Origin of the sequence: Gardnerella sp. KA00718 (assembly GCF_049244285.1) — a bacterium.
Classification (GTDB): domain Bacteria; phylum Actinomycetota; class Actinomycetes; order Actinomycetales; family Bifidobacteriaceae; genus Bifidobacterium; species Bifidobacterium vaginale.
Map to the genome: position 1 here is coordinate 175,553 of NZ_CP058370.1, position 15,825 is coordinate 191,377.

Here is a 15,825-nt window from a genome sequence, read left to right on the forward strand (position 1 = left end):
AACTAGCTTGCGCGCAAAACATTGATTAGTGTACCAGCACCCAATGCCAAAATGCAACTTGTTTGCGCTGAAACACTAATCAACAAGAACTAGTCAATAGGATTTGGCTGATCTTTGTCAGTTATTTTTGGCATAACACCTTCAACTCCAACCTTAGATTTGTCTAACCCAATAGACTTAAGAATTGCATCTGGTGTACTAAGCTTCTTCTTGCTAACTTCAACCATATCAAGAAGTTTCCCGTTGATAGTAGTTGTAGGAGTTGTCATAGCTCCCTTATTTTGTCCGCTAACATTCCACAAAGCTTTACGATTTGGAGTATCGGAATTAATAGCGTCTTGCCAAGCGAGATAATTCCTATCAAACGCTTTACTTGCTACCTCTTTGCTAACTCCAGCCTTAACTGCCTGTTCAATAAGCTTTTCATTGCTTACAGGTTTATAATCATCGCCTTCTTCTGGCTGGAAATCTTCAGCAAAAATGTTGTTAATAAATTGAAGCAAATGCAAAGGATTGTCGTCGTTAGACGAAATGTATGCGATTGCGCCAGTTACACGTGTTGAATAGTGGTCGCTAGAAATTCGATCTAAGAATGACATTGGGTGAATCTCAAGGTTAATCTGACCAGCCTTCATCATGGCAATAAGCATTTGATCGGAATCGCGATTAAAATTACCGCACCCAGGGCATAGTGGATCAGCATAAACTGCAATGGTTGGAGCATTCTCAACTGTTGTTCCATAGCCGTTTTTGCTGATTAAAATTCCGCCCTCGTTGTTAGAGTACTTAGGCTTTTGGTTAGTCGTAAGTTTTTTAACAGCGCGTCTTGCTTGTTGAGCCTGCTCAATTTTCTTTTGATTTTCCATATTGTTTGCATTAAGAGCCGTAATGCCAATCGCAGCAATCATGCCAAGTAAAATAACCACAACAACGATTCCAACAATAGTTTGCTGGCGTAACTCTTTAGCCTTTTTGTCTTTAAGATCCTTACCATTGTGATTCTGCATGCTGTTTTGATTAATGTTTGGCATGTTGTTCCTTTCTGCACAGGTTTCTGTACAAGCAAATTTGGTGATGTTCTCGTGGAATAAAAATATCTGCAGAATAGTCTAGTTGACGGTATCAACTGTCTATATTTCTTGCTCGTTTGAGATTTTTCCCGCTCCGAGAATTGCTCCTGCCCCGATTCTGAAGATCTTAGTTTTCCCTAAAATAAAAGCAATAATCCATCCTGCTATAAAACCAATAAGATATCCAATTGATGTTTGAGAGAAAACCTCTGGAGAGTAAGTTGGAAAATGTATGGTAATAAACCATATTTTGAATTTAATTAATTGTGGAGTTGCATGAATCATAAGTGGGTAGATGTATGCGCCAATAACACCTGTAATTATCATTGTGACTAATCTAGGTATCGTGTAAATAGACGCTCGTACAAAATGCCAAGGTATACTCCCGATTCTTATTAGCCAATCTTTTCCACCGGTCGAATCATTTGCGGATTGTCTGCGTAATTGCGCGCAAACATTGTATCCTATTGTGGCTGTAACAAGCATAAGAATAATGTTTGCAGACAGTGCGTCAATAATAGAGAATACTGAAATAGATGAGGAAAGTATTGCAAATATTATTAAAAAAAATGTTCCGCGAAACATGTATTTGCTTATTTTAGGATGTATGTTACCCTGTTCAGAATTTTTTGCGTATTCTTGCTTATTCTCGTATTCCTGTTCATCTTGATAAACATTATTCTGCTCATCAACATCTTGTTGATTGAAATTTTGTCTATCAACAATTTTTGTAGAGTCATCAGAATCTGTATTAAAACGTGTTGTATTAACAGTTGTTGTAAAATCACTTCTTTTAGTATCTTCAGAAACCCACATTTTTCTAGGATTTTCTGACATAATCCGAGTTTGTGTTAGCTGATTAGGTACGGTTAACCCATCAGCCGTATAGTCAAAAGGGTAGTTAGATTCCTGTAAAGACAGGGGATTTAACGCATCTTGGTAAATAGCTTGCTCAAGTTGTTCGGGAGTACAGCGTTCGCTTCTTTTAGGACTCAATGCAGATCTAAATGCATGCATAGTATTTATAGGGAGTCCATTAAGATTAGCGTTTCCTGAAGCTGCCCTTTCCAAAACCGCCATTATTGGTTTTGTTCCAAAAACAGGCTTTCCTGTTGCAGCAAAAGCAAGAACTGCAGCAACACTCCACCAATCCGTAATCTCGTCAGAGTCTGATCCTTCAATGATTTCTGGAGCAATAAAACCAGGGGTGCCCATAACTAAACCAGTGCGTGTTACATGTGATTCGCCCTGACCCATAGATATACCAAAATCAACTAAAACTGGTCCTGTTGTAGAAATCATAACGTTTGTAGGCTTAATGTCTCTGTGTATTATTCCAGCGTTATGAACAGCTTTTACTGCATCGATTAGCTTATGAGCGAGTCGTTCTAAATCGTCTGCGACATATGGACCATTAATAGCGACATCTTCTTTAAGATTGTGCCCATCAATTAGCTCTGTAACTATAAAGGCTATGGAAGCATCAAGCTCCATATCTACTATTGAGCACACGCCTTCGTGATGAATTTTTTGTAAAGCTAGAGCTTCTCGTTTAAGTCTAAGTCTTGCTTGTTCTTGAGGATTAGTGTTTTCTAATGAATCTAAATCTTCACTTTGATCTTCTAACATAGATGCGCGCAGAATTTTCATTGCGTAAAGTTGGCCACCATCATCGTGAACGCGCCAGACAGACCCCATAGCGCCTCCGCCTAAGCGTTCAATTAGCGTGTATCCGCCAATGTTTTGACCAGAACGCAAATCAAATATGCTCACATCTTCCATAATGCATTATGGTAATGGGAGAGTATGCCAATTATGCGTTTTGGTGGAAAATTTATACAAAATTTTATAAACAAATGTTTATATATTTAATGCATATTAATGCGTGTTTGTTAAACATTGTTTATATGTGATTTATCTGTTCGACACGCCGAAATGCTAGAAAATACTGTAATTTTGCTGTTTTTACTAAATAAACATGATATATTAGAGCATGGCTCAACGAAGAGAACCTTCAATGAACCATGTAAGTAAATGTGGACGATTGACGCCGCCGACGTAGGACTTGGGGTCTTGAGTGCACACCCTTCACAACGGATCGTTCGGCACGTACCTGCCGATGAAAGGAAAATATCATGGCAGAAGTTGTATTTGATCATGTCACCCGTATTTACCCTGGCAATGACAAGCCATCGGTTGATGATTTGAACATGACTATTAAGGATGGCGAGTTCCTTGTACTCGTTGGTCCATCTGGTTGCGGTAAGTCAACTACATTGAGAATGTTAGCTGGTTTGGAAGAGGTTAACAAAGGTCGCATTCTTATTGGTGGTCAAGATGTTACTACAATGCAGCCAAAGGATCGCGATATTGCAATGGTGTTCCAGAACTACGCATTGTATCCACATATGACTGTTGCAGACAATATGGGATTTGCTCTTAAGATTGCAGGCGTAAGTAAGGAAGAAATCCGCAAGCGTGTTGAAAAGGCTGCTGAGGTTTTGGATTTGACTGAGTACTTGGATCGTAAGCCTAAGGCACTTTCTGGTGGTCAGCGTCAGCGCGTGGCAATGGGTCGTGCAATTGTTCGTGAACCAAAAGTCTTCCTCATGGATGAGCCTCTTTCCAACCTTGATGCAAAGCTTCGTGTACAGACTCGTACACAGATTGCAGCATTGCAGCGTCAGCTTGGCGTCACTACCCTTTACGTGACCCACGATCAGACTGAAGCTTTGACAATGGGTGATCGTATTGCTGTAATCAAGCTTGGTGTTTTGCAGCAGGTTGGTGCTCCTACCGAGCTTTATGATCGTCCAGCGAACGTCTTCGTTGCAGGCTTCATTGGCTCCCCATCTATGAACATCAACCAGCATCCAGTTGTTGATGGCAAGGCTCAAATTGGCGAAGATTCCATCACTCTTCCAGCAGAAGCTGTTGATAAGCTTACTGAAGAAGATAAGGGTCAGATTATTGTCGGCTTCCGTCCAGAAGATGCAAGCTTGGCAACTTCTGATGATCCAAATGCCTTCTCCTTGAAGGTTGTGAACGTGGAAGATCTTGGCTCTGACGGTTATATTTACGGAAACATCATCACTGATGGTTCTCCAGAAGAAGCGTCTACAATGATGAGCGACCAGAACAAGCTCACAACGATTCGCGTGAACCCACGTGCGCTTCCAAAGGTCGGTGACACTGTAAAGATCAAGATTGATCCATCCAAGATGCACCTGTTTGCACCTTCTACAGAGCTGCGTTTGAACTAATTGCTGTTTTCTTGGGTGCTTTGTCTAAAGTGCCCAAGATTTCTGTATAAGGGTATGGCGGGGTTCGCTACGCGAGCCCCGTTTTCGCATCGTTTGAATTATTTACGATTAGTTATAATGCGATTAGTTATAATTTGATTGCGATTTATTATTCAATTATTGGCGTTCGAACTTAACGGGTAGATTAAAGTTTATGGAATGGAACGATACTCCTTTATTGGATCCACGTGCTATGCAAGCAACATCAGTATCTGCGCAGGATGAAACTGTATCTTCTGCAGAGCCTCAAGCTTTGAAGATTACTGCCGCAAGCTCTAATCCTCAAATGTTTATGCTTCCGTGGGAGCTTCCATTATCTCAATGGCCTACGAATCTTTTTGTAAACTTGCCGCGCGGTATCTCTAGGCACGTTGTGCGCTTTGTGCACGTAGGTGACGAAGTGTATGCAATGAAGGAAATTACTCGTCAAGTTGCTGAACGAGAATATGAGCTTTTAAGGCGTTTGCGCAAATTGGAGCTTCCAACCGTTACTCCTATAGCGGTTGTAGCTGGTAGAAAAGATAAGAACGGTGAACCGCTTGAGGCAATGCTGGTAACTCGTCATCTTAAATTCTCTCTTCCATATCGTGCTCTGTTTGCTCGTACCTTAAGACCTGATACTGCAGAGCGTTTGATTGATGCGCTTGCTGTGCTTATGGTTCGTCTTCATCTTTCGGGATTCTATTGGGGAGATGTTTCTCTTTCTAACGTTCTATTTTTAAGAGACGCGGACGCTTTTACAGCATTTCTAGTTGATGCTGAAACAGGTGATTTGCATGGAAGCCTTACAGAAGGTCAGCGTGAATACGATATTGATTTAGCTCGCACAAACATAATTGGCGAACTAATGGATTTAAGTTCTGGTCAACTTTTGCCTGGTGAGGTTGATGAGATTAGCATTGGAGATAGGCTAGTTGACCGTTATCATTCTCTTTGGAGCACGCTTACAGATGTGGACAAATTTAGCCCAGACGAAATGTGGCGTATTGAAAGACGAGTCAATAGGCTTAATGAGCTTGGTTTTTATGTTGACGAGTTGGAAATGAAGACTTCTGTGGATGGGCGAAGAGTGTTGGTTCGTCCACGAGTTGTGGATGCTGGTTATGCTTCACGTAAGCTACTTCGTTTGACTGGTCTTGATGTTCAGGAGAATCAGGCTCGTAGGCTTCTTAATGATTTAGATGCTTATCGTACGTCTACGTGGCGCCAGGGCGAAGAGTTGGAGATTGTTGCTACTGATTGGATGCGTGAGGTGTTTGAGCCTACGGTACGCATGATTCCTGCTGAGTTTAGATCGCAAATCCAACCTGCACAGTTCTTCCATGAAGTATTAGATCATCGTTGGTTTATGGCGGAACGCGTTGGGCATGATGTTTCTATGCAAGACGCTGTAACAAGCTATATTAAGAACGTTTTACCGCAATATAAGATGGACAAGCGTGTTTTGGCCGCGATTAATGCGGATGCTGATTCTGGTGTGGTAGATGATGAATACACGTATTCCACTTCGTCTCCTATGACTCGCGATATTGATGAAGATGACCAAGACGCTAGTGTTTGGGCTAGTTGAATTCACTAGTTAGTTCATATTTTTCTTTAATCAGCAAAGAATATTTTGCTATAATTATGGAATTTTTTATTAATATCGTGTGATATTATTCAACCTATTAGTTGCCAATGATTGTCAACTAACGGAAATAGTTATTGTGTAAATCAAAGGAGATTTCTATGTTAAAGGGCATTGATCCCATTATATCGCCAGAATTATTGAAAGTACTTTGCGAAATGGGACATGGAGACGTTTTGGTTTTGGCAGATGGAAATTTTCCAACCGAATCGGTAGGAAAAGATGCAATTGTTGTTCGTTGTGATGGTCATGGTACTTCAGAATTGCTAAAAGCGATATTGAAGCTTATGCCTCTTGACCAGTACACATCTAAGCCAGTTACTCTTATGGAAGTTGTTCCAGGGGATTCTTGTGAAACTCCAATTTGGAAAGACTATGAAGATATTATTTCTGGTTTTGATAAGCGCGGCGCTAATACCATAGGAACCTTGGAGCGTTTTGCATTTTATGATGAAGCGAAGAATGCGTATTGTGTGGTTGCTACTGGTGAACGTGCTCAATATGCGAATATTATGCTTCGAAAAGGTGTGGTTTTCGCTGGAGAATAAATAACCCTTATACCAATAAACCCCACCAGAGATTCTGATTAGAGTATTTTTTAACACTGCATTGTTGTAAATAAGATTTTTGTAATTTCTTATTTTGCGCTGCAGTGTTTTTAGTTGTGTATTGATAAAACTTGTGGTTTTGAGTGTATGGTGTTTTTTGTTAACTTAGTATACAATTAATTCTGGTTATTATAATGAGTGTAAACAATACGTATATGCGATGCATATTGTTGCTCTTGATTATTTATAACTGTGGCTGGCAGCGATGGCAGCCCGTATGTAATTCAGTCATTTGTGCATTAACCGCACAAATGTGTGTGCGTTTTTATCGATTTTATCTTTGTTTGAGGTACACATATTTACATTTCGATGAAGAGATGTGGATGGCTGGCTTAATGAAGAAAGGAATCCCATGAAGTTTCGACGATTGTTGCAAGGCGGCGCAATATTTGCTTTGTCGATCAGTATGGCTAGTCCGATGATTGCACAAGCTTCAGTGCCACAGGAAGATTCAATTGATCCATTCCATCCCTCAATACTGTGGGCAAGTTCTGAAGAAAAAAATGGTGAGAAAAAGCCAAATGGTACCATTTCTGCGCTTACTGATAGCGATGGGAGCGTGGATAGTGCTAAAACGTTTTGGACAACAAAATGGCAAGGTGGATACGATAATTTCCCACACATTCTCGCTATAAAAAATAATACTAATAGAGAGGTTTGTGGAATTCAGTATACTGCGCGGCCATCGTATGAATCAGTGCAAGGTAATTCGAATGCGCCAGGTGTTTATAGTGTTTTTGCATTCGATAAAGATCCAGGAAATCCATCTGATAAGAAAGATATTAATTGGCGTTCTAAAGTTCATCAAACGAAATTTAATAATGGCGAATTGATTGCAACTGGTGGTTTAAAAGGTATCAATGAGCCGCAAATTATCTCGTTTAAATCTACCAATAAGCCAATATTGACGTTGGTTGGTTTTAAAGCAGTTGATAGTAGCAAAAAAGATATGTCGGCTTCAGACATCAAACTTGTTCCATGTTTACCAGTTGAACATATGAAGAAACAAGGACGGGGTGATGCAACAGCTGCGCCTATTGATTTCTTCATTGATCAATTGCCATTTGGTGCTCCTGGTAAGCCAGTTACTTTCAGTCCATCGCAATATACTTATGAATCTACTGCATACTATCATACAACCTCTGTGTCTGCCAGAGTTAAGTTGCCCACTGGGGCTACGGCTACTATCAATGGCCGCAAGGTGGATTCTGATGGAAGAGTATCGGGCATTCCGTTAACAAAAGGTGTTAATGCTATAGTTGCAAAAGTTGTTGTTGGTAATGCTGCAAGTACATATGTTGTAAATGTGACAAAGGTTGACACAGATTTCCGTGGCAATGAAAAAATTAATGCAACTGTGAAGATAAATGGTGCAAATGATAATGACAATCTAATTGTTACGGATGGTATGCGTGCCACTTCTTGGAATACTACGAGTTTGAAAGATAGCGCTGAATGGTCTAACAAATCAACTGGTTTTACAATTCATTTAAATAGCCCTCGTTATGTAGGACGTATACAAGCTTATGGTTGGCCGACCATGCCAGCTGGCTCCCCTGGGTGGCAAGGAGGGCATTCTGTTGCTATTGATGTCAAAGCTGGTGACAATTGGAATACGGTTGTCACCAATGCAAGCCTTACGCGTGATAGTGATGGCTTATGGTATTGGGATTTGAACGGTTATCATAAAACACAAGATATACGTGTGTGGCTTAACAAGCCCAAAATTCACGATCCACAGCAAAACGGAATAGGTGCCACTGGGATGAGATTGGAAGAAGTAGAAGTGTGGGGGTTGCCTGAGGGTCAGAATCCAAAAGAAATTAAAGTACCTGATGAAAAACCTAAATATACCAGTTTTAATGCAAATGAAAATAAATATGGTGTGAATCGTGCACAAGCATTGGCATTGCAATACGGTGTATTATTGCCAACTTGGGTACCTTCTGAAGGCTATGGGCGTGGAGTTTATAACGATGCAGAACGCCGTTTAACTGGCGGATCGTTCCCTATGTTCTATGATAAGCCTTTATTTAATGCTCCATTGATGCGGCAATTAGGGAAAGGTGTGCCTTGGTCACTTGCTAAAGCTCCAAAGGGTGGCAATAGTATGGGTGAAAATAGTGTACCTAAAGATTTTTTGACTGAAGAAATGAAGCCATATGCTAATAGTCTTGTTGATATTCAATATGGTGATGAGGGAGGTTATAGCGAAAGTGAAGTACAGAAATTTAATCGATGGTTCAGTTGGTCTAAGAATAGGTATCCTGGGGCAATAGTGCATTCTAATCAAGCTCTTGGTCTTGGTTGGGAAACGCATTCCAATATGAGTCATTTTGTCAAAACAGCAAAGCCTGATCTTGTTTCGTGGGATACATATTATTATGGTGCAGGTCAAGGTCCAAAGCCAAGTAAAATTGTGGCAAACATGTTGCAGAATAAGCTATGGACTTCTCAGAGACAAGCAGCCCTAGAGGGTTTGACAGGTGATTGCAGTCAGCCAGTTCTATTTGGACAATATTTAGATTACAACTGGGATGCTAATGTTTCTGCTTCTCAAAAGTCGATTGTTCCTATGATAGGATTAGCTACTGGCCAAAAATGGTTTGGGCTATTCCGTATGGAATATAATGCTTATGATCGCAGTTCGATTATTGACCAAGATGGAGCTCCAACGCGAAGCTTCTACGAGTTTTCTAGCATTTTCAAAGATGTGCAGGGCCTTGGGAAATACTTGGTTGCAATGAATAATGAGTATGCAGGATTGAAATCTGGCGTATATGCAGATCGTGCATCTGCTCCGAATATTCAGGGATTCCGTATGGGAGCTTTTGACAGCACGGAGGGAAAGCTAGCGAATGCAGAATTTGGGTTGCAAAAGATTACCGTAAAGAATGTCGGAACTGTTAATAACGGAAAACCTGGAGATGTGCTTGTCGGTCATTTCTCAACACTAAAAGATCTTAATGAGGAAATTCGTAAAAAGATTTTTGGTGAAAGTAAATATGCACCAAAGGCATTGTTGGTAGTTAATGCTTTAACTGGTGATACTCGCTATCCATCATATTATTTATCAACACGTAATGATAATGGTTCTTATGCTGAAACGGCACAGGATATCACGCTTACTGTAAAAAGACCTTCTAGAAATGCAATACTCATGCAGGTTGATCCGCGTACATACATAGCTAAGACAGTTCCGCTTAAAGATGGTGATGATGAGCAGGATGTAAAACTAGAACGTGTTGGCGGAGGTCGTGCTCGATTGCTGTATTGGTTGGAAAATAACGCAGCTTATGAACGTAAAAAAATTGAGGATATAGAACCAAAGAACATTGCGAAAGATAAGAATGTTATAGCAAGTCAATCACGTACTGAGCCGGAGTATGCTGCTAAATCCTTAACTGACGGTGACATATCTACGCGTTGGGCAGCTCCAGATAATCCAAATTATCCAGTGACGCTTGATGTCACATTAGGGTGCAATGCTAAGTTCGATGCTGTGCAAATTGAAGAATTTGTTGAGGGTAACGTGAACCATCGCATTAAAAAATTCTCCTTATGGACAAAAAATCAGTGTGATCGTTCAGCGTATAGTGAGAGCTCATGGGAAAGAATATATGGAAAAGATAATGCTGCAAAGGAAGATCTCAGTGATATCAATTTCGAGAATTCTCAATATGCTAGCGAATTGCGTGTGCAGATAGATGAGGTATATCCGAATGTTGATATGTATAATGGGCATCCGGGTAGTCCAACTATTAGTGAAATTAAAGTGATTTCTAAGACTGAGCAAAAGAAGACTCCAAAATCTAAGCATGGTTCGTCTGTTCTTGATTCAGGTGGTGTTTCTACTGATTCAAGACAGTTGGATAATTCTTATGGTCCAAGTGTGACGTTGGAGTCTGGTGATAATCATGATGGTATGTCAAAGGCTAAGCGGAATAAGTCTATGTCTGGTCCGTCTGTTCTTGATTCAGGTGGTGTTTCTACTGATTCAAGACAGTCGGATAATTCTTATGGTCCAAGTGATTCGAATGTCAGTGGACTGAGAATGAGCGAAAATAAGCAGCCTACTATTCGTAAGAATGGCTTGTGTCAAAAACGTGAGAAGTGCTCTCGTGGCATGTTGGTTGCTGGAGGTAGTAGTGTGACTGGCGTCTCGGTGCTTTCGTTAACATTTTTTGCTTTTCATTTACTTGTTAGACATAGTAGGAAAGTGCGACAAAAATAGCCATTATAGGTGTATATAATTAGTCTATTCTGTTAGTGTATCCCCATGTGTATTTAGTGTTTATGCCTATTTGTGCATGGGGATTTTTTATGTCTGAAAGACTTTAGAATACTGCTTTTTGAATATGCGGATAATGATTTAACTGGCGCACATCCTTGTTTTTTGTTAATATAGTAAACAATTGATTGGTCGGTGTAAAGTTGCATTGATCGCTAAAGCAGGGTGGCAGCATGAATGAGGATTATTTAGCAAATGTAAGGCCTACAGCACGTCAAATTTCTTGGCAGCGCATGGAAATGTATGGTTTTATTCATTTTGGAATGAATACTATGACAGATCGTGAATGGGGGCTTGGTCACGAAGATCCGAAGATATTCAATCCAGATAATTTAGATGTTGACCAGTGGCTTGATGCTCTACAATCGGCAGGTATGACCGGCGTGATTCTAACTTGCAAGCATCATGATGGTTTTTGCTTGTGGCCTTCAAAGTACACCAAGCATACCATTGCGTCCTCTCCATATAAAAATGGAAAAGGAGATATTGTGCGCGAAGTTAGTGAATCAGCTTATCGACATAATATGAAATTTGGCGTATACCTTTCACCATGGGATCGTACAGAATCATCATATGGCACTGGCAAAGTTTACAACGATTTTTATATTAATCAACTTGTTGAATTGCTAACGCACTATGGTCCTATTTTTTCCGTATGGCTTGATGGTGCTTGCGGCGAGGGTGAGAATGGTAAAACGCAAACTTATGACTGGCAACGAATCTATAATACAGTCCGGGCGCTGCAGCCAGATGCTGTTATCAGTGTTTGCGGTCCAGATGTGCGTTGGTGCGGCAATGAAGCTGGTCATACGCGCTCTAATGAGTGGAGCGTATTACCTACAGAATTACGTAGTGCTGAATTAACCTCTTCAAAATCACAACAATCAGATGATGGTAAGTTCTCTCGCAAATTTGCGTCTACTGATGAAGATTTAGGGTCTCGTAAGGCGCTTGCACACTACGAAGGCGATTTTGCTTGGTATCCAGCAGAAGTTGATACCTCTATTCGCAAAGGTTGGTTCCATCACGATAATGAGGATAATAATGTTCGCAGTTCTGATGAATTATTTGATATATGGTGTAAATCTGTAGGGGGTAACTCAACACTTTTGTTGAATGTGCCACCGACACGTCATGGTTTGTTAGCAGATTCTGATGTTAAAATTTTAAAAGAATTGGGCGATAAGATTCGTAAATTCCATGGGCGCGAATTACGAGATCATGAAGCATTATCAATACAAGTTTTAAGTCCTAATACATATGAAGGAAATCCAAAGTACTTGGTTGACAGAAAACAGGGTACAGCATTGTCATCTTCTAAGCCGATTGATTTTCGTATGGTATTTACTGAACCTACTTATATTGATGGCTTAGTTATTGAAGAAGATATTAGTAAAGGACAACACGTTGAAACAGCTGAAATTCACGTTGTTGATGAATGTGGAGTAAATCATCATGTTTCAGATGTTCATGCCATAGGATATCGCAAAATTCTACGTTTTGACGCGATTCGTGCAGTATCGTTAACTGTGAGAATAACTAGTATTCGTCAATATGTAGCTCTTCAATCATGCTATCCACTAGTTGCACAAGACGAGTAGTAGAAAAGAAAACTCTGATATAAATTTATTTCAATAGCAATAAAATACCGCTGACATAGAAACTTTTTTGTAACTATATCAGCGGTATTGGCTATAGGAGGGAGGGTTAGAATAATTGCAAATCCACATTTAGAGAATATGGTTTATTGTCAGGCAAATGATATTCGGGATGCACAGGCGAGCCCCACGAATCATCGCCGCCGACTCCCATTTGTGCTGCAAGAATTCGCAAGAACATATGTTTTGAGTCACCTAAATCACTTATATGTTGTGCTTCCTCTATCATAGTGCTGCTGTATGGAAGTAAACTTACGCAGAAGTTGCTAGTACTATTATGCCGCTGAATACGCATGCCATGCCCAGAATCGTCTGTTACGTTTGCCCATCTTACTTTTTCATGATTGCCAGTTTCTTGTGGAACAAGATATGGCATAAAATCGTCAAAAGCATTTGTTTTCCAAATCCCTAAACGTCCCGCACTGGTGCGGTCGGCATATGTTTCAACAGGACCAATACCGTAGAATTCAAGGTTTCTGTATTCTATTGGTAGCATCCATTCCAATCCAAATGCTGGAATGGAAGGTAAATCTTTTCCAGAAGGAACATAATTTAGTTCAATGTGTAAATCTCCTGATGTTTTAGACACATATGTTAAATTCACTATTGTATGATCTGCGTTAGCAAGTTCATATTTGTATACAATTTGTAGCGTATTGTCGTCGAGCTTCTCAGCTGTTTGATCTACGCATTTAGCATATTTACCTGCTACAGACCATTGAGCACGCTCAAAACCATGCTTGCAACCGCGGTCATTGTCTGTTAGTGCTCGGAATGTAGTGATCAAAGGACGTTTAATCACAAATTCTCGTTCGTCAAGACGGTATGAAATAAGCCCGCATTGTGAATATGAAAAAAGCGTTTCGATCGAAGAGTTACGTGTTCCTGCGTTCCAGCGTCCAATAGTAACAGTGCCATCTTTATGTAATCGTGCATTTGATATTTGCTTAGCTTGTGATTCTGAATTTTTAGTTAATATTGTGTATTGTCCGAACGATAATTCGTATCCTTTTTGTGCCCAACGTGTAGATTTTGCAAGCGTGCACGAAACTTCAAAAGTAATTTCTTCCCCACTGCTTTGATACTGTTCTAATGGCCACTCTATGGGCATTTCAAAATCATTTTCAGGTTCCACATTACACGTATATGGTTGAGACCACATAATTTTGCCGTCAACGCGTAATTTTGCCAAGAATACGTAATTTTCAGTATTCATGAAAAGCTGATGATTTTCTATGCGAACACCATTTTCGTTTGGATATAGTCTTATATTTGCATATTGTTGTTTAGCCTCAATGGCCTTAGGACTTGGTTTTCTATCTGCGAATAATAGACCGTTGCCGCAGAATTCATAATCGGTAGGTCGATCATCAAAGTCGCCACCATATGCCAAATGCGTGGTTCCGTCTGGTAGGGTTTGTCTTATTGCCTGATCGATGAAATCCCAAATAAAACCACCTTGGTAATGCGGATACTTTTCAAGAGCAACATACTCGTTCATGTTTCCCAATGAATTCCCCATAGCATGCATGTATTCGCAAGATATATAAGGTTTATCTGGGTTGTTTGACACGTATTTTTCTATTTCATCTGCGTGAGCATACATGCGTGTTTCAATGTCGCTAGTATCGCGCCAAGACTTATCCATAGTCTGCCCTTCGTAATGCACTGGGCGATGTGCATCTAGAGCATGAGCATGATGATACATAGAACGAAATACGTCTCCACCAAAGGACTCGTTTCCGAGAGACCAAATCAGCACACATGGGTGATTGTAATCGCGTTTAATCATGTTATCGACGCGATTTACGCACGCGGCACGCCATTCATCTCTACTGCCAGGAATAGCGCATTCTGGAGTTATGTTTCCGCGCCCATCTGACCACGTTCCATGTGTCTCTAAATTAGTCTCGTCAATAATATATAGCCCATATTCGTCGCATAAATCGTACCAAGCATCTTGATTAGGATAGTGAGAAGTTCGTACAGCGTTTATATTGTGTTGCTTACAAAAAATCACATCGGAAACCATGTCATCATATGTTATTGCTCGGCCTCTGTCGCAATTAAATTCATGACGGTTTACGCCTTTGAAAATAATGCGTTTTCCGTTTAATCTCATTATGCCGTTTTCAATATCAAAATGTCTAAAACCAATCGGCTGCACTACATGTTCAATAATATTTGATTCTTTGCTTACAACATCAATATGTAAGTCATATAGCGCAGGGTATTCAGCACTCCAAGGTAGTGCTTTAGTAATAGTAGTCTGTTTTAGTTCAGTAATCGTTTGTGCAGGTAGCGTGCAGTCCCACAAAATCTCATTATTATTTGTGAATTTATCGTTGCTGTATTTATGATTTGTAATGTAAGTATGCAGTGTAATATCTTTTAAATTGTCTCCTTCTATGTTTGCTCTGAATGCGAGTTTCCCAGTATTTGTATCATTGCTATAATCTGCATCAACATGAAGATTTGATACATGGGTGGAAGGATGTGCACACAGTTCAACGGAACGGAAAATTCCGTGTAGTCTCCAATAATCTTGATCCTCTAGCCATGATGCGCTAGAAAATTCGTAGCACGCTACAACAATACTATTTTCAGAATCTTTTAAAAATTGAGTAATATCAAATTCACTCGACGTAAAAGAGTCTTCACTATATCCAACAAACTTTCCGTTAATCCATACATAAATAGCTGTTTGTGCTCCATGGAAGGTAATAGTAGCTTTACATTCTTCGTTCAAAATCTGTTTAAGATTATTTTGTAAAACAAAATGTTTCTTATAAATTGCCACATGATTTAAGGAAGGAACATTTGGTGCTTTAACGTCCTCATGACCATCCCAAGGGTATTGAACGTTAACGTATTGCGGTTTTAATAGACCGTTCATCTGTAAGTGAGATGGAACTGAGATTGTTTGATATGAAGAATCTTCGTAATTTTTAATATCCTCATCTAAGTTTTCAGGGTTGAATACGCGGGAAGAAAGTAGCTTTACTTCCCACGTTCCATTAAGTGACTGTATTGGTGTGGTGTCATTTATTGTGTAATGATGATGTGAATGCGCTGAAATAGTGTTAACGGCAAAAACCTGAGGATTTGTTATCCAATCAGTTTTTGCATAGTTGGAAGATATGCAAGTATATGTTGGCTCATCCCAACAAGTATTGTCATTATAAATAGATGGCCTAGCCATTACATGCTCCAAATCGTGTTAGTAAAAGTTAAGAATACGTATAGATTAATTATGCTTCTGACAGCAT

General features: G+C 39.9%; 8 protein-coding genes. 5 read left to right on the plus strand and 3 right to left on the minus strand.

Annotated elements, in window-relative coordinates; genetic code table 11:
• Positions 1–89 precede the first annotated feature (89 nt).
• Together HXT55_RS00685 and HXT55_RS00690 are read right to left on the minus strand one after the other, a co-directional pair.
• Positions 90–1,031, minus strand: a complete 942-nt coding sequence (locus tag HXT55_RS00685; protein ID WP_065189345.1) for a DsbA family protein — start codon at positions 1,029–1,031, stop codon at positions 90–92.
• Positions 1,032–1,130: 99 nt separating this feature from the next.
• Entirely contained in the window at positions 1,131–2,852 is a 1,722-nt protein-coding gene (locus HXT55_RS00690; protein ID WP_004116436.1) for a serine/threonine-protein kinase, read from the minus strand.
• Positions 2,853–3,205: 353 nt separating this feature from the next.
• On the opposite strand from HXT55_RS00690, the gene HXT55_RS00695 reads away from it, so the two are divergent.
• The 5 genes from HXT55_RS00695 to HXT55_RS00715 all read left to right on the plus strand — a co-directional run bounded on the left by HXT55_RS00695 (position 3,206) and on the right by HXT55_RS00715 (position 12,499).
• The gene (locus HXT55_RS00695; protein WP_004114066.1) at positions 3,206–4,333 is read left to right on the plus strand and encodes an ABC transporter ATP-binding protein; all 1,128 of its coding nucleotides are present in this window, start codon (positions 3,206–3,208) and stop codon (positions 4,331–4,333) included.
• Positions 4,334–4,526: 193 nt separating this feature from the next.
• A complete protein-coding gene (locus HXT55_RS00700) occupies positions 4,527–5,942 on the plus strand; it encodes a DUF4032 domain-containing protein (protein WP_004114068.1) in 1,416 nt (471 codons plus the stop codon).
• A 158-nt stretch (positions 5,943–6,100) separates the two neighbouring features.
• Complete coding sequence (locus tag HXT55_RS00705; protein ID WP_004114069.1) at positions 6,101–6,547, plus strand: RbsD/FucU family protein; 447 nt, start codon at positions 6,101–6,103, stop codon at positions 6,545–6,547.
• A 412-nt stretch (positions 6,548–6,959) separates the two neighbouring features.
• Positions 6,960–10,841: a discoidin domain-containing protein gene (locus HXT55_RS00710; RefSeq protein WP_421792240.1), complete on the plus strand. Its 3,882-nt coding sequence runs from the start codon at positions 6,960–6,962 to the stop codon at positions 10,839–10,841.
• A 230-nt stretch (positions 10,842–11,071) separates the two neighbouring features.
• Positions 11,072–12,499, plus strand: coding sequence for an alpha-L-fucosidase (locus tag HXT55_RS00715; protein ID WP_075038468.1), 1,428 nt, complete (start codon positions 11,072–11,074; stop codon positions 12,497–12,499).
• A gap of 106 nt (positions 12,500–12,605) precedes the next feature.
• Here HXT55_RS00715 and HXT55_RS00720 read toward each other — a convergent pair whose 3' ends face one another.
• Positions 12,606–15,758 (minus strand): glycoside hydrolase family 2 TIM barrel-domain containing protein, encoded by a 3,153-nt coding sequence (locus tag HXT55_RS00720; RefSeq protein ID WP_421792243.1) that lies wholly within the window; start codon positions 15,756–15,758, stop codon positions 12,606–12,608.
• Positions 15,759–15,825: the final 67 nt, after the last annotated feature.